The following is a 24135-nucleotide window of genomic DNA, read 5'->3' on the forward strand; positions in this document are numbered from 1 at the left end:
CCGTCACCCGCGAGTGTCACCACTCGATGCCCCTCTGGCCCTTCTGGCCCGCATCCATCGGGTGCTTGATCTTCGTCATCTCGGTGACGAGATCCGCGGCCTCGATCAGCGCCGGATGCGCCCGGCGGCCGGTGATCACGACGTGCTGGTGGCCGGGGCGCGTCCGCAGGGTCTGCACCACCTCGTCGGCGTCGATCCATCCCCAGCCGATCGGGTAGGTGAACTCGTCGAGCACGTACAGCCCGTGCTGCTCGGCGGCGAGCCGGCGCTGGATCTCCCGCCACCCGGCGAGCGCCGCGGCGGCATGGTCCTCCTCGGTGCCGTCCTTGCGCGACCACGACCACCCGGAGCCCATCTTGTGCCACTCGATCGGGCCCCCGGTGCCGCGTTCGGTGTGCAGGTCGCCGAGGGTCTCGAAGGCGGTCTGCTCGCCGAGGCGCCACTTGGCGGACTTGACGAATTGGAACACCGCGACGGACCAGCCCTGGTTCCAGCCGCGCAGCGCGAGACCGAACGCGGCGGTCGACTTGCCCTTGCCGTCGCCGGTGTGGACCATCAGCAGCGGCCGGTTGCGGCGCTGGCGGGTGGTGAGACCGTCGTCCGGCACGGCGGTCGGTTGTCCCTTCGGCATCAGGCGGCCCTTCCTCGCACGACGGTGGTGAGCGCGTCGGCGTGGACCTCACCGACGGGGACGTGTTCGGCGCCGAGCCGCTCGGCGAGCCGGGCCGCGAGGCCCATGCGGAACCGGCCGGTCTCGGAGTCCACGACGACCGCGTCGATCCCGGCGGCGGCGAGCCGGTCGGCGGCCGCGAGGGACCGGGCCACCGCGTCCGGCCCGGCGGTGGCGCGGCCGTCGGTGACGACGACGAGCAGGGCCCGCCGGTCGGGTTCGCGCAGCCGGTGCCGCCGGATCGTCTCGGCCGCCTCGAGCAGTCCCTCGGCGAGCGGGGTGCGCCCACCCGCCGGCAGCTCCCGCAGCCGCGTCGCGGCCACGTCCACCGAGTTGGTCGGCGGCAGCACGAGCGTGGCGCGATCCCCGCGGAAGGTCACCAGGCCCACCGTGTCGCGACGCCGGTAGGCGTCGAGCAGCAGCGACAGGATCGCCGTCTTCACCTGCGTCATCCGCTGCCGCGCCGCCATCGAGCCGGAGGCGTCGACGCACAGCAGCACCAGGTTGGCCTCGCGGCCCTCGACGACCTTCCGCCGCACCTGCCACCCGTGCGTGGTTTCGGTAGTCCCCGCTACCGGAACCACGCACGGGTGGGTGGCGGTGGCGCGGATGGTCGCGGGCAGATGGATCGGGCCGGTGTCGCCGCGACGCTCGCCGACGGTCCGGCCGACCGTGGTGCGGGCGCGGGAGCGGCGGCCCGCGGCACCGCGGCCGGTGCGGTCGGCCGTGAACAGGCGGGTCCGGTAGGGCTCGGCGGGGGCCGCGACGGACGTCGCCGCACCGGAGCCCTGCCCCCGGTCGTCCCGGCCCGGCGTCGCCTCGCCGGCGCCGGGGCCGTCCGGACCGGAATCGTCGGGACCGGAATCGTCGGGACCGGAATCGTCGGGACCGGAATCGTCGGGACCGGAATCGTCGGGGCCGTCCGGATCGAGCTCGGGCGGCTGCTCGCCGAGCAGCTCGTCGAGCAGCGACTCGTCCATGCCGGGCTCGTCGAACGGGTTGCGGCGACGACGGTGCGGCAACGCCAGCCGCGCCGCCACCGCGATGTCCTCCCGCGTCACCTCGTCGCGGCCCACCCACGCCGCATGCGCGACGGCGGTCTTTGCGGTGACCAGGTCGGCGCGCATCCCGTCGACGTCGAACGCCGCGCACACCTCCGCGATCGCGACGAGCGCGTCGTCGCCGAGCCGCACCTGCGGCAGCCGGTCGCGGGCCTGCGCCAACCGCCGCGTCAGCGCCGCCTCGGCGTCGGCCCACCGCGCGACGAACGCGTCCGGGTCGGCGTCGAACGCCAGGCGCCGCCGCACGATCTCCGCCCGCACCTGCGGATCGCGGGGCGCGGCCACCTCGACGGTGAGGCCGAAGCGGTCGAGCAGCTGCGGCCGCAGCTCACCCTCCTCCGGGTTCATCGTGCCGACCAGCACGAACCGGGCGGCGTGCGAGACCGACACCCCGTCGCGCTCGACGGAGCAGCGGCCCATCGCGGCGGCGTCGAGCAACAGGTCCACGAGGTGGTCGTGCAGCAGATTGACCTCGTCGACGTAGAGCACCCCGCGGTGCGCCCGGGCGAGCAGGCCGGGCTCGTACTCGGCGGTGCCCGCCGACAGCGCCTTCTGCAGGTGCAGGGAGCCGGTGACGCGGTCCTCGGTGGCACCGACCGGCAGTTCCACCAGCCGCGCCGGACGGGTCTGCGTCGCCGCACCGCCCGGGTGCGGCCCGTCGGGGCACGCCGGGTCGGGGGCGGCGGGATCGCACGCGAAGCGGCAGCCGGTGACCTCGGTGACCTGCGGCAACAGCGCGGCCTGGGCGCGCACGGTGGTCGACTTGGCGGTGCCCTTCTCGCCGCGCACGAGCACCCCGCCGATCGACGGCGAGACCGCGCACAGGGACAGGGCCAGCGCCAGGTCGTCGGAGCCGACGACGGCACTGAACGGATACACGTGCACTCGAACCTCCACAGGCTCCCGCTGGGATGTCTTCTCGGCAGCTGAATCGAGGCCGGTATTCGGACTTCCCGGTCGAACGCCGTGCGATCGCCTTCCCGGACCGGCCGGTCCAGTGGCTGCGCGTGTTGCGCGTGATCGACGACTCCCGGGTCACCGCAGCGGGCCTGTGCCGGATTCGCACCGGCTTCCCGATTATCCCCGTGAGGGGCACCTCGATTGTCTTGCCGCCGCCGAGTCTAACCGCACCGGCTAGGGTTCGACGCCATGGGTTCGAAGATCACCGTCGTCGGCATGGGCGCCGACGGCTGGGACGGCCTGCCGCCGCCCGCCCGCGACGCGGTGCTCGGCGCGCAGGTCCTGCTGGGCGGGCGCCGCCACCTGGCGCTGCTGCCCGAGACTGGCGCCGTCCGGGAGCCGTGGCCCTCCCCGCTGCGCGACGGGCTCGCCGCGCTGCTCGAGCGCCATCGCGACCGGCGGATCGTCGCGGTCGCCTCGGGCGACCCCCTCGTCTCCGGCATCGGCTCCACGCTCATCGCCCACCTCGGCGCCGCCGCGGTGACGGTGCTGCCCGCGGTGTCGTCGGTGGCCCTGGCCCGCGCGCGGATGGGGTGGAGCGCCGAGTCGGTGGACGTGGTGACGCTGGTGGGCCGCGACGTGCACGCCGTCCGCCGCGCATTCGGGCGGGGCCGGCGGCTGATCGTGCTCTCCTCCGACGGCGGCACGCCCGCGCAGGTCGCGGACCTGCTGCGCCGCGACGGCTTCGGGGCGAGCGTGCTGACGGTGCTGTCCGACCTCGGAGCCCCCGCCGAGGCCCGCCGCAGCGCCACCGCCGACGAGTGGTCCGGCGACGCCCCCGCCCTCAACGTGGTCTGCGTCGAATGCCGGGGCGCGGAGGGCTATTCCACCGCGCCGGGCCTGCCCGACGACGCGTTCGAGCACGACGGGCAGATCTCCAAGCGCCCGATCCGGCTCGCCGCGGTGTGCGCGCTCGCGCCCCGGCCGGGGCAGTTGCTGTGGGACGTCGGCGCCGGCGCCGGTTCGGTGGGGATCGAATGGGCCCGTACCGATCCGCGCTGCCGCGCCGTCGCGATCGAGCGCGACGAGGGGCGTGCGGAGCGGATCGTGCGCAACGCCGCGCGGCTCGGCGTCCCGTCGGTCGCGGTGGTGCGCGGCCCCGCCCCGGCGGCGCTCGACGGCCTCGACACCCCCGACGCCGTCTTCGTCGGCGGCGGCGGATCGATTCCCGGTGTGCTCGAAAAGTGCTGGGAGGAACTGCGTCCGGGAGGACGGCTGGTCGCGCACGCGGTGACGCTCGAGACCGAGGCGACGCTGGTGCAGTGGTGGAAGACCCACGGCGGGGAGCTGACCCGGCTGACCGTGGAGCAGGCCGCACCCCTCGGCGGGTTCAGTGGCTGGCAGGCGCTGCGCCCGGTGGTGCAGTGGCAGGTGACGAAAGGCGAGAAATGACAGTGCACTTCGTGGGATCCGGGCCGGGTGCGGCCGACCTGCTGACGCTGCGGGCGGCGCGGCTGCTGAGCGAGGCACCGGTGGTGCTCTACGCCGGCACCTACCTCGACGCCGAGGTGCTCGCGCACTGCCGGCCCGACACGGAACTCGTCGACACCCAGCACCTGGACCTCGACGAGATCACCGCGCACCTGGTGGACGCGCACCGGCGCGGCCTCGACGTCGTCCGGTTGTGTTCCGGTGACCCGTCGCTGTATTCGGCCCTGACCGAGCAGACGCGCCGGCTCGACGCGGCCGGGGTGCCCTGGGACGTGACCCCCGGCGTGCCGGCCTACGCGGCCGCCGCCGCGACCCTCGGCGCGGAGCTGACCGTGCCCGAACTGGTGCAGACCGTGGTCCTCACCCGTACCCGGGCACGATCCACGGCGATGCCCGACACCGAGTCCCTGGCGCGCGTCGCGGGACTGCGCGCCAGCCTGGTGCTGCACCTGGCGATCACCCGCATCCGCGCCCTCGCCGAGGAACTGAGCGGCGAGTACGGCGCCGACTGCCCGGCCGCGGTGGTGGCGTTCGCGTCCCGCCCGAACGAGCTGGTGCTGCGCGGCACCCTCGCCGACATCGCCGACCGGGCCGAGGCGGCGGGACTGAAGCACACCGCGGTGATCGTCGTCGGCCGGGCCCTGGGCGTGCGGGCACAGCCGGACGTCGCGTGCTCGCATCTCTACGACCCGGCGCGGGATCGCACGGAATTCACGCGCTGACCCGGAATCCGCGCCCGCCGCGGCGGGCGCGGATTCCGGTGTACCGCACGGATGTCAGGAGTCGGTGCGTACCGACCGCGCCGTCCACACCGCGCCGGCGTCGGTGACCGTGGTCCCGGACGATCCCACGATGAGCAGGCACTTCATGTCGATCGTGGCCGGGTCGAGCTTCTCGAGCGTGGTCACCTCGAGCGACTCGCCGGAGCGGCCGACGTCGCGGCCGACCACGACGACGGTGTCGGCCGGCCGGTGCCGCAGCAGCACGGCCTGGGCCTGCGCGACCTGCGTGGTCCGCGACCGCGACGCCGGGTTGTACAGACCCAGCACCAGGTCCGCCTGCGCGACGGCCGCGAGCCGCCGCTCGATCACCTCCCACGGCTTGAGCCGGTCGGACAGGCTCATCACGGCGAAGTCCCCGCCGATCGGGGCGCCCGCCCGCGCGGCCACCGCCTGGATCGCCGACACCCCGGGTAGCACGCGCACCGGCAGCTCGGCGAACCGCGGATCCTGCGCGGCCTCGAACACGGCCGACGCCATCCCGAACACCCCGGCGTCGCCGCCCGAGACGACGGCCACCCGTTCCCCGGACAGCGCCAGCTCGAGCGCGAACCGGGCCCGGTCCACCTCGACGGTGTTCCCGCTCGCGTGCCGCCGCTGGCCCGGGCGGACCGGCACGCGGTCGACGTAGGGCCCGTAGCCGACGATGTGGTCGGCGGACGCCAGCGCGGCGGCGGCCTCGGGGGTGAGCCACTTCTCGTCCGCGGGGCCGAGACCGACGACGAGGAGCTCCCGGGCAGCGACCGCCTCGGGAGCATCGGCGACGACGGGCCGGGACCGGTCGGTGATGTCCCGGTTGCGCGGCGCCCGGTCGCCGGGGGTGAGGATCACCGAGAAGTACGGCACCGCGTCGGCATCGACCTCGGCGACGGGGACGATGCGCTGCCCGCCCATCGACGCGCGCTCGACGTACACCGCGTCGTCGAGCCGGCCCGCCTGGGCGAGCGCGCTGCGGACCGCGGGGAAGGTACGGCCCAGCTTCATGATCGCGGCGCCGTCCGTGTCGGCGAGACGGCGCGCCAGCTCCGGCTCGGGCAGCGTGCCGGGCAGCACCGTGAGCACGTCGGTGCGCCGCACCAGCGGTTCCGCCGCGGCCGCGGCGGCCGCGGACACCGACGTCACGCCCGGAACCACCTCGGTCGCATAGCGATCCGCGAGCCGGTCGTGCAGATACATGTAGGAGCCGTAGAACAGCGGATCGCCCTCGCACAGCACGACGACGGTGCGGCCGGCGTCGAGGTGGGCGGCCAGGCGCGCCGCGCACTCGTCGTAGAAGTCGGCGATGGCGCCGTCGTAGCCGCCGGGATGGTCGGTGGTGCCGGTGGTGACCGGGTAGATCAACGCCTCCTCGATCACCCCCTCCCGGATCAGCTCGGCCGCAATGCCCCTCGCGATGGAGCGGCCGTGGGTGCCCGAGTGGTAGGCGATCACGTCGGCCTGCTCGATCAGCCGAGCCGCCTTGCGGGTGATCAGCTCGGGATCGCCGGGGCCGAGCCCCACGCCGTAGAACCGTCCGGTGTCGTTCACTCCGCCTCCTGGGCCAGGGCATTGATCGCGGACGACGCCATCGCCGAACCCCCGCGGCGCCCCCGCACCACCAGGTAGGGGAGCTGCAGCGGATGCGCGGCGAGCGCCTCCTTGGACTCGGCGGCGCCGATGAACCCGACCGGCACCCCGACGATCGCGGCGGGCCGGGGGCCGCCGGCGTCGATCAGCTCGAGCAGGTGGAACAGCGCGGTGGGGGCGTTGCCGATCGCGACGACCGCGCCGTCGAGCCGGTCCTCCCACAGCGAGACCGCCGCGGCCGAGCGGGTGGTGCCCCACGCCGCCGCGAGGTCCGGCACCCGCGGGTCGCGCAGAAGGCACAGCACCTCGTTGTCCGCGGGTAGCCGCGTGCGCGTCACCCCGGACGCGACCATGTGGGCGTCGGTGAGGATCGGCGCGCCCGCCCGCAGCGCCCCGCGCGCCGCCGACACCAGGTCCGGATGGATCGCGAGGTCGCGGGTCAGGTCGGTCTGGCCGCACGCGTGCACCATCCGCACCGCCACCTTCTCGGCGTCGGCGGGGATCGCGGACAGGTCCGTCTCGGCACGGATCGTCGCGAACGACCGGACGTAGATGTCGGCGCCGTCGGTGACGTAGTCGTAGCGCCGGGGTGGGGGAGTGGGCGTCATGGGCGGGTCCTCGCGAACAGGAGGGTATGTGGGAAATTCGGGGCGCCACAGGATCGTTCGCATCCCACGACGTGGAGGTGCCCGGCCGGGGGCGCGCCGGCGACGGCACGCCGGGCCGCGGAACGGGTGTCGCCCTCGGCGAGGCTACACCCCGGCGCGCCGGCGCACGCGGTGGTGCGGGTCCACGGCGACGCACCGTCGAGCACGAACCCGGCGTCGCGCAGCGGCTGCGGATCGGGTTCGCCGGCGAGGACGAGGCCGCGCCACGGCGTGACGATCACCTCCGACTCGGGCAGCGCCGCCACCATCGCCGGCGAGAGGATGCCCAGCGGGACCAGCGCCGAGACCGCCCCCGGCAGGGGGCCGTACGGCATCGTGTACCGGGCGGCCGGCGGCAGCGGCGCGCCGCCCCCGAGCTCGGCCCCCGCCTCGGGCAGCTGGTGCACGTGCCAGCGGGTGCCGCGCACCGCCGCGAACCGTCGCGCCAGGTCGATCAGCGTGTCGACGACCCGGTCGGCCGGGACCACCGGACCGCAGAGCCGGCCGATCGCGATCTCGAACGACCCCGAGTCGGCGGCCACCGCGGCGAGGTCGCAGCGCAGGGCCGCGACGTCGCCGCGACCGTCGTCGAGGCCGAACAGGAACCGGCCCGGCAGCTGCGCGAGCACGGGTTCGGCGCACAGGGCGGCGTCGAGCGCGCCGATGAGCGGACGGAGGTCGGCGCGTCCTCCGACGATCCCGGACAGCGGCGAGGCGACGACGTTGCGGACCCGTTCGTGCGACGGTGCCGGCAGGAACCCGGCCGCCGCCACCGCGTCGACGAGGCCGGCCGGCACACCGCCGCACTCGTCCACCGTGACGCCCCTGAGCTGCAGGTTTCCGCGCGAGGTGAGGTGGATATCGCCGTCCGCGAAGGCGGTCGACGCCGCCGACAGCGCCCGCAGTCCACCGTCCGGGAGCCTGCCGCCGGGCGCGCGCAGCCGCACCAGCGCGCCGTCGGCGGCGAGGTGGGGGCGCAGCAGACCGGGGCACCGGTCCGGGGGAAGGTCGGCCATGGGGGCACATGGTTGCACACGACGAGGAAGCGGTGCGTTACGCTCCACCTGCCGTGGTGCTCGGGAAGCCGGTGTGAGACCGGCGCGGCCCTCGCCACTGTGAGCGGGTAGGTGCTCGCCCTCGTCCGGACCGGTCCGCCGGTCCGGAGACCACTGGACGGAAGTCCGGGAAGGTCGGCGCGGCAGCGATGATCCGTCAGCCAGGAGACCGGCCACGGCGCGGGAAGTCCACGAGGGTTTGGAGACTGAACATGGCTGATTTCGTGCTGCGCAGGGGCGATCGGGAACTGCGCGGGGCCCGGTCGTGACGCGGCTCGCGCTGCTGTCCACGTCGGACACCGACCTGCTGTCGGCGCTGAGCTCGGACGCCGAGTACGCGCTGGGCAACCCGTCGCGCCTCGACGTCGGGACCGAGCTTCCCCGCCTCCTCGAGGGCGCCGACCTGGTGATCGTCCGCATCCTGGGCTCCGTCCGGTCCTGGCAGAACGGTATCGACGCGGTCCTGGCGCACGGCGCACCCGTCGTCGTGCTCGGCGGCGAGCAGCTGCCCGACGCCGAGCTGATGAGCCACTCGACCGTCCCCGTCGGCATCGCCACCGAGGCGCACGCCTACCTCGCGCAGGGCGGGCCCGCGAACCTCGCCCAGCTGCATGCCTTCCTGTCCGACACCGTCCTGCTCACCGGCGAGGGCTTCGAGCCGCCGGCCGCGCTGCCCGCGTGGGGCTGCCACGCGCCCGCCGCGACCGATCCCGGCCTGCCGCGGGTGGGCATCCTCTACTACCGCGCCCACGAGACCAGCGGAAACACCCGTTTCGTCCGCGATCTCGCGGAGGCGGTCGACGCCACCGGCCGTGCCGTGGCCGTGCCGATCTTCTGCTCCACGCTGCGCGGTGCCCCCGCGGACCTGCTGGCCGAGCTCGGCACCCTCGACGCCCTGATCGTCACGGTCCTCGCCGCCGGCGGCACCCGCCCCGCCACCGTCTCCGCCGGCGGCGACGACGATGCCTGGGACGTCGAAGCGCTCGCCGCCCTGGATGTCCCGATCCTGCAGGCGCTGTGCCTGACCTGGGGACGCGACGCGTGGGCCGACTCCGACGAGGGTGTCTCCCCGCTCGATTCCGCGACGCAGATCGCCGTCCCCGAGTTCGACGGCCGCATCATCACCGTGCCGTTCTCGTTCAAGGAATTCGGCGCCGACGGCCTGCCCCGCTACGTCACCGACCCCGAACGCTGCCGCCGCGTCGCCGGCATCGCCGTCGCGCACGCCCGCCTGCGGCGCATCCCGCCCGCACGGCGGCGCCTGGCGATCATGCTCTCGGCGTATCCGACGAAGCACTCCCGGGTCGGCAACGCCGTCGGCCTGGACACCCCGGTGTCCGCGATCCGGTTGCTGCGCGCGCTGCGGGAGCGCGGCTACGACCTCGGCGACGGCTTCCCGGGCCTCGACACCGCGGACGACGCCGAGGCGGGCAACGCGCTGATCCATGCCCTGATCGCCGCGGGCGGGCAGGACGAGGAATGGCTCAGCGCCGAGCAGATGGCGGGCAACCCGGTCCGCGTGAGCGCGGCGCAGTACCGCGAGTGGACGGCGGACCTGCCCGCGGAACTGACCGACGCGATGACCGAGGCGTGGGGCGCGGCCCCCGGCGAGCTGTTCGTGGACCGGCAGTCCGCTCCCGAGGGCGAGATCGTCCTGGCCACCCTGCAGGCCGGCAACGTGGTGCTGATGATCCAGCCGCCCCGGGGGTTCGGGGAGAACCCCGTGGCGATCTACCACGATCCGGACATGGCGCCGTCGCACCACTACCTCGCCGCGTACCGGTGGGTGGAGAACGGCTTCGGCGCCGACGCCGTCGTCCACCTCGGCAAGCACGGCTCGATGGAGTGGCTGCCCGGCAAGAACGCCGGCCTGTCCGCGGCCTGCGCGACCGACGCCGCCATCGGCAACCTCCCGCTGATCTACCCGTTCCTGGTCAACGACCCGGGCGAGGGGGCCCAGGCGAAGCGCCGCGCCCACGCCACCATCGTCGACCACCTCATCCCGCCGATGGCGCGCGCCGAGTCGTACGGCGACATCGCCCGTCTCGAGCAGTTGCTCGACGAGTACTCGAACATCGCGGCGATGGACCCGGCCAAGCTGCCGGCGATCCGCGCCCAGATCTGGACGCTGATCCAGGCCGCCAAGCTCGACCACGACCTCGGGCTCGAGGACCGCCCGCACGACGCCGAGTTCGACGACTTCCTGCTGCACGTCGACGGCTGGCTGTGCGAGGTGAAGGACGCGCAGATCCGCGACGGCCTGCACGTGCTCGGCACGGCACCCGTCGGCGAGGCCCGCGTGAACCTGGTGCTGTCGGTGCTGCGGGCCGCCCAGGTGTGGGGCGGGCGGGCCCACGCCGTGCCCGGTCTGCGCACCGCCCTCGGCCTGAAGCCGGACGCGCCGCTCACCGAGACCGACGCGGTCGAGGCGCAGGCCCGGGCACTGGTGCAGGGCATGGAGGACGCCGGCTGGCAGGCGGATAGCGCCGCCACGGTCGTGCAGTCCGTGCTGGGCGGGGCGGACCCGGAGGTCGAGCGGGTGCTCGCCTTCGCCGCCGAGCAGGTCGTGCCGCGCCTGGCACGCACCACCGACGAGCTCGACGCGGTGCTGCACGCCCTCGACGGCGGCTACGTGCCCGCCGGCCCGTCCGGATCGCCGCTGCGCGGCCTGGTCAACGTGCTGCCCACCGGCCGCAACTTCTACACCGTCGATCCGAAGGCGGTGCCGAGCCGGCTCGCCTACGACACGGGCGTGGCGCTCGCGAACAACCTGCTCGACCGGTACCGCGCCGACACCGGCGGCTATCCGCCCTCGGTCGGCCTGTCGGTGTGGGGGACCTCCGCGATGCGCACCTCCGGCGACGACATCGCCGAGGTCCTCGCCCTGATCGGCATGCGCCCGGAATGGGACGCCGAGTCCCGGCGGGTGCGCGAGCTGACCGTGATCCCGCTCGACGAGCTCGGCCGGCCGCGCATCGACGTCACCGTCCGCATCTCCGGGTTCTTCCGCGACGCCTTCCCGCACGTCGTCGCGATGCTCGACGACGCGATCCGCACCGTCGCGGCCCTCGACGAGCCCGACGAGCTGAACTACGTGCGCGCGCACGCCCGCCGCGACGAGGCCGAGCACGGCGACCCCGAGCGCGCGGTGCGCCGCATCTTCGGGTCCAGGCCCGGCTCCTACGGCGCCGGCATCCTGCCGCTCATCGACTCCGGAAACTGGCGCAGCGACGCCGATCTCGCCGAGGTGTACACCGCGTGGGGCGGGTTCGCGTACGGGCGGCACCTGCACGGCGTCCCGGCCGCGGACGACATGCGCGCCAACTACCGGCGGATCGCGGTGGCGGCGAAGAACACCGACACCCGCGAGCACGACATCGCCGACTCGGACGACTACTTCCAGTACCACGGCGGCATGGTCGCCACCGTCCGGGCGCTCACCGGTGCGGATCCGAAGGCCTACATCGGCGACTCGACCACCCCCGACCAGGTCCGCACCCGCTCGCTGGCGGAGGAGACCGCCCGTGTGTTCCGGGCCCGGGTCGTCAACCCGCGCTGGCTCGCGGCGATGCGCCGGCACGGCTACAAGGGCGCGTTCGAGCTCGCCGCCACCGTCGACTACCTGTTCGGCTACGACGCCACCGCCGGGGTCGTCGCCGACTGGATGTACGAAACCCTCGCCCGCACCTACGCCCTCGACTCCGAGAACCAGCGGTTCCTGCGCGAGGCCAACCCGTGGGCGCTGCGCGGCATCGTCGAACGGCTCACCGAGGCCGCCGACCGCGGCCTGTGGACCGAACCGGATCCGGCGACGCTCGCGGAACTGCAGCAGGCCTACCTCGATGTGGAGGGCGACCTCGAGGACCGCGCGTGAGGAGGCGGCTGCGGCTGATCGGGATCGGGCCGGGCGGGCCCGACGACCTCACCGTGGCCGCGGTCCGGGCGCTGAACGACGTCGACGTCTTCCTCGTCGCCGACAAGCAGCGGGGCGTCGACGACCTCGTCGCGGTGCGGGAGGAGATCTGCCGTCGCCACATCGCCGGCGACTACCGGACGATCCCGGTGCCGGACCCGCCGCGGGACCGCGCGCCGTCCGCCTACGGCACCGAGGTGCGGGACTGGCACGCCGCCCGGGCCGCCGCCTACGAGACGGTGCTGCGCGAGCAGGTTGCCGAGCACGAGACCGCCGGATTCCTCGTGTGGGGCGATCCGAGCCTGTACGACAGCACGATTCGCGTCGTCGAGCGCATCCGTGACCGGGGCGTGCTCGACGTCGACTACGACGTGATCCCCGGGGTGAGCAGCGTGTCGCTGCTCGCGGCGCGGCACCGGCTGGTGCTCAACCGGATCGGCGGCCCGATCGTCGTCACCACGGGCCGCCGGCTCGCGCAGGAGGTGGCGGCCGGCGGTGACAACCTCGTCGTCATGCTCGACGGTGCGCTGGAATGCGCCCGGCTCGAAGGTGATTGGCGCATCTGGTGGGGCGCCGACCTCGGCACGTCCGACGAGGAACTCGTCGCCGGCCCGCTGCGGGAGGTGCTGCCGGACATCGAGCGGGCCCGCGCCCGCGCGAAGGCCGCGCGCGGCTGGGTGATGGACACCTACCTGCTACGTCGCGCGGACGGCGACGGCGTCGTCTCCTGACCGCACGCCGAGGAATGCGCCGACCCGGTGCGGCCGATTCGCCGGGGAAATGTACGCCGCGTCCCCCCGGCGCGCAGTGGATCCGTGCACACGGGACATCCGCGCGCCGAGGAACGGCGCGCGGATGCCCCGTCAGAGCACGGGCGTGGTCACCGGATGCGGGTGCCGGTCCGTGGGGGAGCGGCTGAGCACGACGGGCAGCCACTGCGAGGTCAGCGCCACCATGCCGAGCCAGGACAGCACCATCCCGGCGCCGGGGGCGTGCGGGGTCTCGACCGGCATGCCGTTCTGCGACCAGTAGCCGAGCAGCCCGAACAGGGACGCCAGTCCGGAGCCGAGCATCGACGCCGACGCGAGCCGCCAGCGGTGCGTGCACAGCGCCGCGGTGGACGACACCACGCCGAACACCAGGGCGAGGCTCACGAAGATCCGCATCGGCACCGTCGTCGTGGCGTCGTGCCCGAACCACGTGCCGAGCACCGTCCACGACCATTCCGTATCCGACTGCGGCAGAAGCAGACCCAGCACCACCGCGACGATGCAGGCGACGAGGACACGGTGCCGCCGGCCGGCGTCGAACTCGCCGGCGACCTTTCGTTCGATGCGGGCGAACTCCTTACGGTACGCGGACAGATCGTCGCTCACCGGCACTCCTCGTCGATCGGCACACGAGGGACCATTATGCGCGCCCCCGCATGCGCCACCCGACGGCGGTGTCGACGACGAGGAACGCCAGCAGGCTCAGCCCGAGCACCGGGGCGAACCAGCCCACGACCGCGGCCGCGACGCCGATCGCGACCGCCGGACCTGCGCCGATGCGGCGCAGCGCGCCGCGTGCCGGGGCCCGGCCGACGGCCCACGCCGACCCTCGCGTGGGCCGTCGCCGCCACCACATCACGTAGCCGCGCAGCACGACCGTGATCAACGCCACCGCCAGCAGCGCCAGGGCGACCTGCGTGACGAGCCCGAACATGATGCCCATGTGGAGAGTGATCGACCACCACGTCAGCTGCGCGGCGAGCGGCCAGTCCGCGAACCGCGACACGTCGACGACCTCGCCGGTCGCGCCGTCGACGGCGACCGAGTCGATGCCGTACACCCAGGGCTGGCGGGTTTCGGCGACGGTGAACGCGGTGCCGGGGCGCGCCGGGATCGAGGCCTCGACGACCCCGGTCAGTCCCGCGGCGGCGGCCGTGTCCAGCACCGGGTCGATCCGGGCGATGTTCGCGTCGAGCAGTCCCGGGTCGGCGGCGTGCCCGGCGTGGCCGCCGTGCCCCTCGTGGCCCGTCGCGGCCGCGGCGCCGCCCCCGGTCAGGGTCGCGTCGACGGTCGGCGTCTTCCAGTGCAGCGCGGCCCGCAGCTCGGCGATGTTGTCGCCGGCGAACCGGGACCAGGTCAGGCCGGTCGCGGACAGGAACACCAGGCCCACCGCGAGCCACACGCCCACCACGCCGTGCCAGCCGAGGGTGCGGGACCGGCCGGTGGCGGTGCGGTCGACGGTGAGCAGGCGTGCCTGGGCGTGGCGGGCACGCACCGTGCGGTAGCGGCGCACCCACAGGTACACGCCGCCGAGCGCAATCACCCACATCCAGGACGCGGCCAGCTCGCTGTAGAGGCGGCCGGGCTCGCCGAGATGCAGGTGCCGGTGCAGCTGCGAGATCCAGGTCCGGACCGGCAGCGCGCTGCTGCTGCCGTAGACGGTCAGCTCACCGAGCGGCCGCGCGGTGACCGGGTCGACGAAGACGGCGCGCCGCTGCGACTCGCCGAGGCTCGGGTCGGCGAACAGGACCCGGGTGGTCTCGCCGGGGGCCGCGGCCGGCCGCACCGCGGTGACGGTGAGATCGGGGCGCTGCCCGGCGGCCACCCGGATCTGCTCCGCCACCGGCACGGCCGGACCGGTGGCGTCGGTGTGCAGCTGGTCGCGGTAGACGAGCTGCTCGATCGTCGGGGCCAGGGCGTAGAGGCCGCCGCTGACCGCGGCGATCAGGATGAACGGGGCGACGAGGATGCCGGCGTAGAAGTGCAGCCGCAGCATCAGCGGGCGCAGCGCGGGCGCCGCGGAACGGTCCGGGCCGGAACGGGGTGGGACGGGACGATCCGTCCCGAGGTCGGTCGTGGACATGCGAATGCTCGTTTCGATCGTCGGTGGCGACGGCAGCGCGCAGCGCCGTATCGAGGGCGGCGCACCGCGCCGGGCGTCGGCACACGGGGAAGGCCGCCGCGGCGTACGGGCCACGGCGGAACGGGATCGGGTCAGGCGGTGCGGGGCGGACCCCGGGTGCCGGCCTGCGCGGAAACGAGCACCCGCAGCACGAGACGTGCCCGGTGCGACGGCGTGGCCACCCACAGCGGCGCATGCGCCGGGGGCGGGGTGAGCACCGCGGCGACGATGCGCCGCAACACGCCGAGCGCCGCGGCACAGCCCTGCTCGGCCGCCCGGATCAGGGCGGCGGAGACGACGAGGGCCGCGGCGTGGGCGCCGAGCATCGCGGGCGAGAGCCCGGGGCCGTGGGCGTGCTCGGCGGTGAGGGTGAGGACGGTATGACCGACGATCTGTCCCGCCCCCAGGGTGAGCACCAGGGCGGGCAGCAGCCGGGACGGCCGGATGGCGGACACCGCGGCGCCGAACGCGGCGCAGGCGGCGATCAGCAGCACCACCGACGACTGGGACGGAATTTCGCCGCCCGCCAGGCCGTGGGCCGCGACGGAGACCGCGGCGGAGGTCGAACCCACGAACGCGCCACGCATCGGCGCGGACGTCTGCGGGCGTGGATTCACGGTTGGGCACACTACCCGTCGTGACGACGGACCGGGCCGGCCCGGGGTGCGCAGCCGCAGCACCCCGGGCCGGGCGGGCCGGTGGGCGTCAGTGACCGCGCGGCTCGCGCAGGCTCGTTCCCTCGACGTCGCGGACCCGCTTGCGCTCCAGCATGACCAGCACGGCGCCCACCGCGAAGGACACGATGCACGCCGGGCCGGCGATCCACGCCCAGCCCTCGAATCCGTACCCGGCGGCCACCAGCGTCAGCCCGAGCAGGAGCAGCCCGAGGCCCAGGAAGAAGTAGCCGGGCCAGCCCTTGGAGTCGGTCAGGGCCTCGCCGGCGTGGCTGCGCATCGTGCGGGCGTCGTCGGCCGGGAAGTCGCTGTCGGTCGTCAGATCCCTGTTGTACGTCTGCCTGCCGTGCACCGGATCGGCACCCGCCCGGGTCTCGTCGCTTCTCCGAAACTCGTTCTCGTGTTCCGTCACAGCCGCATCCTTTCCAGAAGTCGGGCCGGGAGAGCGCTGCGGCGCTCGGATTCGCCGACCGTGTCCCCCGTGTACCCGCTCCCGGGTCCGGGTATGCACCGGCCGGACCCGGCGGTCCCCGTCCGGGGCCGTCGGCACTCGCCCGCAGACCTCGAGGGAGGAACCATGACCGACCAGCACCGGCCCCGCAATCCGGTCGAGCAGTACCCGGCACCGGATCGCGAGCGGCAACCCGAGCTCGAATATCCGGGCCTCACGTCCGACATGGTGTCGGCACCCGACCACGGCGAGCAGACCTATCGCGGCAGCGGCAGGCTCGAGGGACGGCGGGCGCTGATCACCGGTGCCGACTCCGGGATCGGCCGGGCCGTCGCGATCGCCTTCGCCCGCGAGGGCGCCGACGTCGTCCTCAGCTATCTCGAGTCCGAGGAGGACGACGCCCGCGACACCGTGCGGTGGATCGAGGACGCGGGCCGGCGCGCCGTCGCGGTGCCGGGTGACATCCGCGCCGAGGAACACTGCCGGCACCTGGTCGACACGGCGGTGCGCGAACTCGGCGGCCTGGACATCCTGGTGAACAACGCGGCGTTCCAGATGGTGCAGATGAACGGGATCGCCGACATCACGACCGAGCAGTTCGATCGCGTGCTGAAGACGAACCTGTACGCGTTGTTCTGGTTGTGCAAGTTCGGGGTCGGGGTGATGGAGCCGGGCTCGACGATCATCAACACGTCGTCGATCCAGGGGACGAGCCCGTCGCCGGAACTGCTCGACTATGCCACGACCAAGGCCGGCATCGTCGACTTCACCAAGGGGCTGGCGGCGGACGTCGCGAAGCGGGGAATCCGGGTCAATGCCGTTGCCCCGGGCCCGATCTGGACGCCGCTGATCCCGGCCACCATGCCGCGGGAGAAGTTCGAGTCCTTCGGTGACGACGTCCCGCTCGGCCGCCCCGGGCAACCGGCCGAACTGGCGCCGGCGTACGTCTTCCTCGCCTCGCAGGAGTCGAGCTACATCACCGGCGAGGTCATCGCCGTCACCGGCGGCAAGCCCTTCTCCTGACACACCCGTGGTGGCCGAATGTCACACGCGTTCAATCCAATCGAAGCGGTGTGACATTCGGCCACCATCCCAGGCGGGGGACGCGCGGGGGGTCAGGCCTGGGCCCGCTCCCACACGCGGTGGGCGCCGAGCAGGTCGACGATCCCGGTGACCACCGCTTCCGGATCGTCGGCGGTGACCACACCCGGGGCTTCGGGGTGGACGGCCGCGTGCTCGAGCGCCTCGGTGCCGGCGCCCCACGTGCCGAGCGCCTTGCAGTGCCGGAACGTCTCGTCGACCAGGACGCGCACGCGCGGATCGGCCGGGGCGCTCGCGAGCAGCAGCGCGTCGTACTCGACGGACCGGGCCGTGGCGAAGGTCCGCGAGATCGGCACCTCCTTGCGGCCGCCGTCGAGCTTGCCGCCGTGCGGGCCGATCACCAGCGGCACGGCCTTCGCGGCGGCCACCGCGGCGACGGCCTTGGCGACCTCGGCGACGTCGGCGCTGTCGTCCGCGACGATGCCGACCATCCGGCCCTCGATCGGCCAGGTCGCACCGACCTGGGACAGCGCCTCGCTGCGCAGCGGCTCACCGGCGAGGGCCACCGTCGGCTCCGGTGCCGGCAGCCCCAGGCCGGCCGCGACGGTGGCGCACAGTCCGGCATCGATGTTCGCGAGCACGCGCAGGGCCCGCTCCTTGATCGCCTGCTCGAAGCACTTGCCGAGTTCGAAGCTGTAGGCGTCGGCCACGTGCTGCTTCTCGACCTCGGACAGGCTGATGTAGAACAGTCGCGCCTGCGAGAAGTGGTCGTCGTACGAACTCGGCTGTGCGCGTTCCTTGACCGCGGCGGCGATGGGTGCCGGCACGTCGATGAACGCGGCCTCCTCGGCGCCGGCCAGGAACGGGCAGCCGGCCCCGAGCGAGTTGGGCCGGTACGGGGCCGCCCCGGGATGAATACCGGTCTGGTGCATGCCGTCGCGCAGCATGTCGTTGACGGGCGCATGCGGCCGGTTGATGGGCAGCTGACCGAAGTTGGGCCCGCCGAGCCGGCTGATCTGGGTGTCGAGGTAGGAGAACAGCCGGCCCTGCAGCAGCGGGTCGTCGGTGACGTCGATACCCGGCACGAGGTGCCCGGGGTGGAAGGCCACCTGTTCGGTCTCGGCGAAGAAGTTGGTCGGGTTGGCGTTGAGCTGCATCGTCCCGATCAGCTGGACCGGCGCGAGCTCCTCGGGGACGATCTTGGTGGGATCGAGCAGGTCGATGCCCTCGAACGTCTGCTCCGGGGTGTCGGGGAAGACCTGCACGCCCAGATCCCACTCCGGGTAGGCCCCGGCCTCGATCGCGTCGGCGAGGTCGCGGCGGTGGAAGTCCGGGTCGATGCCGCCGAGCAGCTGCGCCTCCTCCCACACCAGCGAGTGCACCCCCAGGCGCGGCTTCCAGTGGAACTTCACCAGCGACGTCTCACCGTCGGCGTTGACCATGCGGAAGGTGTGGACGCCGAAGCCCTCCATCATCCGGTAGGAGCGGGGGATGCCGCGGTCGGACATGTTCCACAGGGTGTGGGCGGTGGCCTCGGTGTGGAGCGAGACGAAGTCCCAGAACGTGTCGTGTGCGCTCTGCGCCTGCGGGATCTCCCGGTCCGGGTGCGGCTTGGCCGCGTGGACGACGTCGGGGAACTTGATCGCGTCCTGGATGAAGAACACCGGGATGTTGTTCCCGACCAGGTCGAACGTGCCCTCCTCGGTGTAGAACTTCGTCGCGAAGCCGCGTGTGTCGCGGACGGTGTCGGCGGAGCCGCGCGAGCCGAGCACGGTCGAGAAGCGGACGAACACGGGCGTCTCGGCGCCCTTCTGCAGGAACCCGGCACGGGTGATCTTCGAGGCGGCGCCGTTGGCCCGGAAGACGCCGTGGGCCGCGGCGCCGCGGGCGTGCACCGCCCGCTCGGGGATGCGCTCGTGGTCGAAGTGGGTGATCTTCTCGCGGAAGTGGTGGTCCTGCAGCAGGGTGGGGCCGCGCCGACCGGCCTTGAGGGAGTGGTCGGTGTCCGTCAGCCGCGCGCCCTGCGCGGTGGTGAGGTACCGGCCCTGGGGCCCGCGCGCGCCGTCGGGCAGGTCTTCGGGGGTGCCGGTGGCAGTGACCGGGATGGGTTCACGCTGGTCGGGCTTGGCCGGTGGCGGGTCCGTCGGGGTGGTGGGTTCCTCGACCGGGACCTCGAAACCGGCGGGTGAGCCGGGAACCGGCGGATTCTTCTCGAACACTGCGATGCTCCGTTCGGTCGAGACGGGTGACGTTCACGTCTCGGCCGAGTTGCCCCGCACGCCCGTTTCCAAACATCGGCCGGCGCGTCGGGTCTCGGCGTGCGCCGGGGTGGCGACCCACCCCGCCCGTGACAACGTCTGCGGCCGGCCACGCGCGGTGGCCGGCCACCACGGGCGGGTACCCCTTCGGCGGGGATCCCACACTTCGCCCGACGGGGCGACGAGAACGGATGCCCGGCGGGCGGACGTATTCGGGGCCGGAGGTTTCGACCGCGCGTCAGTGGGCACAACGGTTCAGGGCCGTCTCGTAGTCCGGATGCGGGCCGGCCAAGGTGCCCCGGGTTGAACTCGACAGCCCGGGGCGCCGAACTCCCTCGGCGTGCCGGGCCGACCGGCGGGTCGAAACGGCAGCTCCGGCCGGTCAGCGGGTGAAGCGTTCGACCGCGGCACCGGGCCGCCACAGGTCCACGTACAGGTGCTCCCCGTCCACCGACGTGAGCACCGCCTCGGCCAGGCCGAGTTCGAACACGTGCATCGGTCCCGGCGGCACCTCCTCCGGGTAGGCGGCGAGCACGGCTGCCTTCTCCTCGTCGTGCAGCTCCCGGGCCCGGCCGGCGACCTTCGCGTCGCCCCCTGTCATCGAGTGGTGCCCGGGATTCGAATGCAGGGCGTAGCGCGGATCGCGCTGCAGATCGCGCGCTTTCCGCGCGCCCGGCATCGAGCCGAGCACCAGCCGGCCGCCGACGATCTCGACCTCCGTCCCGCTGACGCGGGGCGACCCGTCCCGTCGCACCGTCGCCAGGACGTGATGCTTGTGCGCCTGCAGTCGTGCGGCGATCGCCTTCGCCAGATCCGGTGCCTGCTCGGAGAACTCGTCCCATGTGGTCATGGACCCAGCATGCCCCCGTATCACTGACATCCGATGTCAGTGTTTTCCGCGTAGGCTGCGGACATGCGATCGGCACGTCTGCTCGCGATGATGCTCCGGCTCCAGGGCAGCGCGGGCCTGACCGCGCGGCAACTCGCGGACGACCTCGGCGTGTCGGTGCGCACCGTGTACCGCGACGTCGGTGCCCTGTCCGCCGCGGGGGTCCCGGTGTGGACCGAGAGCGGGCCGGGTGGCGGCATCCGCCTGCTCGACGGGTGGCAGTCCCGGCTGAGCGGGCTCACCAGCGACGAGAGCGCCGCGCTGATGCTGCTGGGGGTGCCCACCCTCGCCGCCGACCTCGGGGTGGAGCTCGAGGCGGCACGCGGCAAGCTGCTCGGGTCCATGCCGGTCACCCTGCGCAGCGCCGCCCAGGCGTGGCGCGACCGGGTACACGTCGACGTCCCAGGCTGGTTCGCCGCACCGGGCGACAACACGCACCTGCCGGGGGTCGCGTCCGCCGTGTTCGACGAGCGTCGCCTGCACATCCGCTACCGGCGCGGCGGCCGGACCGTGGCCCGCACCCTCGACCCGCTCGGGCTCGTCGCCAAGGCCGGGGTCTGGTACCTCGTCGCCGCCCACACCGGTCACGTCCGCACCTACCGCGTCGGGCGCATCGCATCCGCCGACGTGCTCGACGCTCCCGCGCACCGCCCCGGCGGATTCGACCTGCCCGCCTACTGGGCGGCGTCCGCGGCGGAGTTCGACCGGGCCCTGCGTACGTTCGCCTGCACGGTCCGCCTCACCCCGGCCGCGTGGCGGCGCCTGCCCCGCGTGGTGGGCGCCGACGCCGCCGCCGTCGAGCCGGGCCCGCCGGACGCGGACGGGCGGGTTCGGGTGGACCTGCTGCTCGAGACCGAGGAGGTGGCGCTCGACCAGCTCCTCGCCCTCGGCGGCGGGGTCGAGGTCGTGGCCCCGCGGTCGTTGAGGGCCGCCCTCCGCGGCGCCGGCGAGACGCTGGCCCGGTGCAACTCGTGACGTCGGATCGAAGGCGACAGGCGTTCTGCGCGAACGGCTCTCGTGGTGCAGCGGTGTGAGCGGACGGCTCAGCGCACCAGCTTCCACTTGTGCTCGTGCCGGTAGAACGTGGATCGCTTCACCGCCCGGGGATTGGCCACCCCGTCGCGGGTGAGCAGGGCGCCGGGCGAGCCGAGCTGGACGGCGCGTCCGGTCACCCAGCGGTAGCCGCCGAACCAGCGCGGCCGGTCGATCGCGGCCCGCAGTCCCGGCATGTCGGGGATCGGCTCGATCCGCACGCCCGGGGCGACCCCGCTGAACAGGCGGGTGTCGTCCACGTACGCCTCGCCGACGAGCTCGCCGACCTCACCCTCGACGAGGGCACGCCCGACGAGGGCGATGCCGGCGTCGTCGCGGATGAGCGGCACCGGCCGGGCCACGCCCTGCAGGGCGACGGTCGCGGCCTTGGACCCGAACCGCAGCCCGTAGGCCTCGGCGGCCGGGGTGCGCCGCTCGGGCACGTAGGCCAGTTCGATGCCGAGCCGCTCCGTGCGCATCATCCGGGTCAGCGCCGCGGCGAAGGCGGCATCCCCGCCCACCACCACGAGCCGGGGATCCTCGACCGACTCGAGATGCGCGAACACGTCCTCGAAGTCGTCCTTGCCGGGAAGCACGGGGGCGGTCAACGTGGTCAGGGACGTCAATGTCAACGGCAGCGGGGCGTCACCGCACTTGAGCACAACGGGGGTCAAGAGCACTCCTCTCGCGGCCGACGATGCTCCGTTCACTCTAGTCACGACGGGCCCCGCCGCCGGGCGCCCGAACGTGGCACGGTGAGTCGGGCGGATTCTCGGTCCCCGTCACAGGCGGGGCGGCGACCGGCGGACGCCGGAGGCAGCGCCGCGCGCGTGGTCCGCTAGACTGTCCCCCCGGCTTCTGTTCTGTGACGGCAGAACCCTGCAGGCGGAGGGCGCCCGCACGTCGACACCCTAGGAGACAGCGAAATGCCGGCAATCGTCCTGATCGGCGCCCAGTGGGGCGACGAGGGCAAGGGCAAGGCCACCGATCTGCTCGGTGGCCGGGTGCAGTGGGTGGTGCGCTACCAGGGGGGCAACAACGCCGGCCATACCGTCGTCCTCCCCAACGGGGAGAATTTCGCGCTGCACCTGATCCCTTCCGGCATCCTCACTCCCGGCGTCACCAACGTGATCGGCAACGGCGTGGTCGTGGACCCGGGCGTGCTGCTCGACGAGCTGGCCGGTCTCGAGAACCGCGGGGTCGACACCACGAACCTGCTGCTCAGCGCCGACGCGCACCTGATCATGCCGTACCACGTGGCCATCGACAAGGTCACCGAACGCTTCCTCGGCGCCAAGAAGATCGGCACCACCGGCCGCGGCATCGGCCCGTGCTACCAGGACAAGATCGCCCGCGTGGGCGTCCGCGTCGCCGACGTCCTCGACGAGAAGATCCTCACCCACAAGGTCGAGGCCGCCCTGGAGTTCAAGAACCAGGTGCTGTCGAAGATCTACAACCGCAAGGCCCTCGACCCGCAGCAGGTCGTCGACGAGGTGCTCGGCCAGGCGGAGGGCTTCAAGCATCGCATCGCCGACACCCGGCTGCGCCTGAACCTGGCCCTCGAGGCCGGCGAGACGGTGCTGCTCGAGGGCTCGCAGGGCACGCTGCTCGACGTCGACCACGGCACCTACCCGTACGTGACGTCGTCGAACCCCACGGCCGGCGGCGCGGCGGTCGGGTCGGGCATCGGCCCCAACCGGATCGGTACGGTGCTCGGCATTCTCAAGGCCTACACCACCCGCGTCGGTTCGGGCCCGTTCCCGACCGAACTGTTCGACGAGCACGGCGCCTACCTGGCCAAGACCGGCGGCGAGGTCGGCGTCACCACCGGCCGGGCCCGGCGCTGCGGCTGGTTCGACGCCGTGATCGCCCGCTACGCGACCCGTGTCAACGGCATCACCGACTTCTTCCTCACCAAGCTCGACGTGCTGTCGAGCCTCGAGACCGTGCCGATCTGCGTCGGCTACGAGGTGGACGGGGTCCGCGTCGACGAAATGCCGATGACGCAGACCGACATCCACCACGCCACGCCGATCTACGAGGAGATGCCCGGCTGGTGGGAGGACATCTCCGACGCCCGCACCTTCGAGGACCTGCCGAAGAACGCACAGAACTACGTGCTGCGGCTCGAGGAGCTTTCGGGCGCGCGCATGTCGTGCATCGGCGTCGGCCCGGGCCGCGACCAGACGATCGTGCGGCGCGACATCCTGGGCTGAAACCCGCTGCGGCTGCCCGTCAGAACAGGGTCGGATCGTCGAAGCCGGGGGCGTGCTCGAGCGCGAGCAGCTCCCGCTTCGTGACGGTGCTTCCGGGTGCGGAGAAGCCGCCGATGCCGCCGCCCGCGGCGAGGATCCGGTGGCACGGCACGACGAGCGGAACGGGGTTGCGTCCCAAGGCCTGTCCGACGGCCTGCGCTCCGGCCGGCCGGCCGATCCGGGTGGCGACCTCGCCGTAGGTCGCCACCGTCCCGGGGCCGATCGTGCGCGCGAACTCGTAGACCGCGGTGTCGAATTCGGACACGTTCTGGTAGTCGACCGGAACCCAGCGCAGGTCGTCCGGGGCGCCGGCGAGATGCGCGGTGACGGCCTCGATCACGGGCTGCACCGCGGCCGGGGCCGGGCGCTCGACCGCGTCCGGGAACCGCTCGAGCAGTTCGTCGCGCGTCGGCTCGGGTGCGGTCTCGGGCAGTTGCAGGCCGACGATGCCGGCTGCAGACCACACGAGCCCGCACGTGCCGACGGCGGTGTCGAAGAGGGTGTAGCCGAGGGTGGTCACGTCGTCAGTATGGACTGGACCGGGGACGGGCGACCACTTCA

At 73.5% G+C, this 24135-nt stretch carries 20 protein-coding genes and 2 riboswitches; of the genes, 7 read left to right on the forward strand and 13 right to left on the reverse strand.

The genetic code is table 11. The features are described from left to right. Positions 1-16 precede the first annotated feature (16 nt). Positions 17-631, reverse strand: coding sequence for a cob(I)yrinic acid a,c-diamide adenosyltransferase (gene cobO / locus A4U64_RS04265; RefSeq protein WP_006945402.1), 615 nt, complete (start codon positions 629-631; stop codon positions 17-19). Beyond that, the gene (locus A4U64_RS04270) at positions 631-2616 is read right to left on the reverse strand and encodes a magnesium chelatase subunit D family protein (RefSeq protein ID WP_198163390.1); all 1986 of its coding nucleotides are present in this window, start codon (positions 2614-2616) and stop codon (positions 631-633) included. The genes cobO and A4U64_RS04270 overlap by 1 nt, the downstream gene beginning before the upstream one ends. A 33-nt stretch (positions 2617-2649) precedes the next feature. After that, a riboswitch (cobalamin riboswitch) is annotated at positions 2650-2841 on the reverse strand. 39 nt (positions 2842-2880) lie between these two features. Here A4U64_RS04270 and A4U64_RS04275 point away from each other — a divergent pair. Then, positions 2881-4083, forward strand: coding sequence for a bifunctional cobalt-precorrin-7 (C(5))-methyltransferase/cobalt-precorrin-6B (C(15))-methyltransferase (locus A4U64_RS04275; RefSeq protein WP_065922247.1), 1203 nt, complete (start codon positions 2881-2883; stop codon positions 4081-4083). After that, positions 4080-4844 (forward strand): cobalt-precorrin-4/precorrin-4 C(11)-methyltransferase, encoded by a 765-nt coding sequence (locus A4U64_RS04280; RefSeq protein WP_006945407.1) that lies wholly within the window; start codon positions 4080-4082, stop codon positions 4842-4844. Before A4U64_RS04275 ends, A4U64_RS04280 begins: the two co-directional genes overlap by 4 nt. A gap of 54 nt (positions 4845-4898) precedes the next feature. Here A4U64_RS04280 and A4U64_RS04285 read toward each other — a convergent pair whose 3' ends face one another. The 3 genes from A4U64_RS04285 to A4U64_RS04295 are packed head-to-tail and all read right to left on the reverse strand — an operon-like array spanning position 4899 to position 8130. Next, entirely contained in the window at positions 4899-6428 is a 1530-nt protein-coding gene (locus A4U64_RS04285; protein WP_065922248.1) for a precorrin-2 C(20)-methyltransferase, read from the reverse strand. Further along, a complete protein-coding gene (locus A4U64_RS04290) occupies positions 6425-7075 on the reverse strand; it encodes a precorrin-8X methylmutase (RefSeq protein ID WP_006945411.1) in 651 nt (216 codons plus the stop codon). The genes A4U64_RS04285 and A4U64_RS04290 overlap by 4 nt, the downstream gene beginning before the upstream one ends. Further along, complete coding sequence (locus A4U64_RS04295) at positions 7072-8130, reverse strand: cobalamin biosynthesis protein CobG (protein WP_065922249.1); 1059 nt, start codon at positions 8128-8130, stop codon at positions 7072-7074. Before A4U64_RS04295 ends, A4U64_RS04290 begins: the two co-directional genes overlap by 4 nt. Before the next feature lie 37 nt (positions 8131-8167). After that, a riboswitch (cobalamin riboswitch) is annotated at positions 8168-8361 on the forward strand. A 73-nt stretch (positions 8362-8434) separates the two neighbouring features. Between A4U64_RS04295 and cobN the strand changes: the two genes are divergently transcribed. Together cobN and cobF are read left to right on the forward strand one after the other, a co-directional pair. Continuing rightward, the gene (gene cobN / locus A4U64_RS04300) at positions 8435-12043 is read left to right on the forward strand and encodes a cobaltochelatase subunit CobN (protein WP_065922250.1); all 3609 of its coding nucleotides are present in this window, start codon (positions 8435-8437) and stop codon (positions 12041-12043) included. Next, on the forward strand, positions 12040-12813 hold the full coding sequence (gene cobF / locus A4U64_RS04305) for a precorrin-6A synthase (deacetylating) (RefSeq protein WP_006945429.1): 774 nt from the start codon (positions 12040-12042) through the stop codon (positions 12811-12813). Before cobN ends, cobF begins: the two co-directional genes overlap by 4 nt. 132 nt (positions 12814-12945) lie before the next feature. On the opposite strand, the gene A4U64_RS04310 is transcribed toward cobF, so the two are convergent. From A4U64_RS04310 to A4U64_RS04325, 4 genes are all read right to left on the reverse strand, one after another. Continuing rightward, positions 12946-13458 carry an Rv2732c family membrane protein gene (locus tag A4U64_RS04310; RefSeq protein ID WP_006945430.1) on the reverse strand — a complete coding sequence of 171 codons (513 nt, stop codon included), beginning with the start codon at positions 13456-13458 and terminating at the stop codon, positions 12946-12948. 34 nt (positions 13459-13492) lie between these two features. Further along, positions 13493-14935, reverse strand: a complete 1443-nt coding sequence (locus tag A4U64_RS04315) for a PepSY-associated TM helix domain-containing protein (protein ID WP_065922251.1) — start codon at positions 14933-14935, stop codon at positions 13493-13495. A gap of 131 nt (positions 14936-15066) precedes the next feature. Beyond that, the gene (locus tag A4U64_RS04320) at positions 15067-15591 is read right to left on the reverse strand and encodes a hypothetical protein (protein ID WP_029545392.1); all 525 of its coding nucleotides are present in this window, start codon (positions 15589-15591) and stop codon (positions 15067-15069) included. 88 nt (positions 15592-15679) lie between these two features. Further along, positions 15680-16000, reverse strand: a complete 321-nt coding sequence (locus A4U64_RS04325) for a hypothetical protein (protein ID WP_029545390.1) — start codon at positions 15998-16000, stop codon at positions 15680-15682. A 225-nt stretch (positions 16001-16225) separates the two neighbouring features. Here A4U64_RS04325 and A4U64_RS04330 point away from each other — a divergent pair, with 225 nt between their 5' ends. Next, a complete protein-coding gene (locus A4U64_RS04330; protein WP_029545388.1) occupies positions 16226-17122 on the forward strand; it encodes a glucose 1-dehydrogenase in 897 nt (298 codons plus the stop codon). Positions 17123-17214: 92 nt separating this feature from the next. On the opposite strand, the gene A4U64_RS04335 is transcribed toward A4U64_RS04330, so the two are convergent. Together A4U64_RS04335 and A4U64_RS04340 are read right to left on the reverse strand one after the other, a co-directional pair. After that, positions 17215-19359 (reverse strand): catalase, encoded by a 2145-nt coding sequence (locus A4U64_RS04335; RefSeq protein WP_065922252.1) that lies wholly within the window; start codon positions 19357-19359, stop codon positions 17215-17217. A gap of 421 nt (positions 19360-19780) precedes the next feature. After that, positions 19781-20248, reverse strand: a complete 468-nt coding sequence (locus tag A4U64_RS04340; protein ID WP_006945450.1) for a pyridoxamine 5'-phosphate oxidase family protein — start codon at positions 20246-20248, stop codon at positions 19781-19783. Between the two features lie 63 nt (positions 20249-20311). Between A4U64_RS04340 and A4U64_RS04345 the strand changes: the two genes are divergently transcribed. Further along, complete coding sequence (locus tag A4U64_RS04345; RefSeq protein ID WP_065922253.1) at positions 20312-21262, forward strand: helix-turn-helix transcriptional regulator; 951 nt, start codon at positions 20312-20314, stop codon at positions 21260-21262. 68 nt (positions 21263-21330) lie between these two features. Here the strand turns inward: A4U64_RS04345 and A4U64_RS04350 are convergent, their stop codons facing one another. After that, entirely contained in the window at positions 21331-21981 is a 651-nt protein-coding gene (locus A4U64_RS04350) for a hypothetical protein (RefSeq protein ID WP_029545383.1), read from the reverse strand. A 264-nt stretch (positions 21982-22245) separates the two neighbouring features. Here A4U64_RS04350 and A4U64_RS04355 point away from each other — a divergent pair, with 264 nt between their 5' ends. After that, complete coding sequence (locus A4U64_RS04355) at positions 22246-23535, forward strand: adenylosuccinate synthase (RefSeq protein WP_006945457.1); 1290 nt, start codon at positions 22246-22248, stop codon at positions 23533-23535. 19 nt (positions 23536-23554) lie between these two features. On the opposite strand, the gene A4U64_RS04360 is transcribed toward A4U64_RS04355, so the two are convergent. Beyond that, positions 23555-24094 carry a methylated-DNA--[protein]-cysteine S-methyltransferase gene (locus A4U64_RS04360; protein ID WP_006945458.1) on the reverse strand — a complete coding sequence of 180 codons (540 nt, stop codon included), beginning with the start codon at positions 24092-24094 and terminating at the stop codon, positions 23555-23557. Positions 24095-24135 lie beyond the last annotated feature (41 nt).

The sequence above is a fragment of the Rhodococcus sp. WB1 genome (genome assembly GCF_001700945.1).
GTDB lineage: Bacteria > Actinomycetota > Actinomycetes > Mycobacteriales > Mycobacteriaceae > Rhodococcus > Rhodococcus aetherivorans.

What these genes read in the sequence shown, in the direction of transcription:
- A4U64_RS04295 (WP_065922249.1), bottom strand. Translation starts at nt 8,130, where the DNA reads ATGGCCGACCTTCCCCCGGACCGGTGCCCCGGTCTGCTGCGCCCCCAC.
- A4U64_RS04290 (WP_006945411.1), bottom strand. Translation starts at nt 7,075, where the DNA reads ATGACGCCCACTCCCCCACCCCGGCGCTACGACTACGTCACCGACGGC.
- A4U64_RS04275 (WP_065922247.1), top strand. Translation starts at nt 2,881, where the DNA reads ATGGGTTCGAAGATCACCGTCGTCGGCATGGGCGCCGACGGCTGGGAC.
- A4U64_RS04330 (WP_029545388.1), top strand. Translation starts at nt 16,226, where the DNA reads ATGACCGACCAGCACCGGCCCCGCAATCCGGTCGAGCAGTACCCGGCA.
- A4U64_RS04315 (WP_065922251.1), bottom strand. Translation starts at nt 14,935, where the DNA reads ATGTCCACGACCGACCTCGGGACGGATCGTCCCGTCCCACCCCGTTCC.
- A4U64_RS04280 (WP_006945407.1), top strand. Translation starts at nt 4,080, where the DNA reads ATGACAGTGCACTTCGTGGGATCCGGGCCGGGTGCGGCCGACCTGCTG.
- A4U64_RS04355 (WP_006945457.1), top strand. Translation starts at nt 22,246, where the DNA reads ATGCCGGCAATCGTCCTGATCGGCGCCCAGTGGGGCGACGAGGGCAAG.
- A4U64_RS04345 (WP_065922253.1), top strand. Translation starts at nt 20,312, where the DNA reads ATGCGATCGGCACGTCTGCTCGCGATGATGCTCCGGCTCCAGGGCAGC.
- cobO (WP_006945402.1), bottom strand. Translation starts at nt 631, where the DNA reads ATGCCGAAGGGACAACCGACCGCCGTGCCGGACGACGGTCTCACCACC.
- A4U64_RS04340 (WP_006945450.1), bottom strand. Translation starts at nt 20,248, where the DNA reads ATGACCACATGGGACGAGTTCTCCGAGCAGGCACCGGATCTGGCGAAG.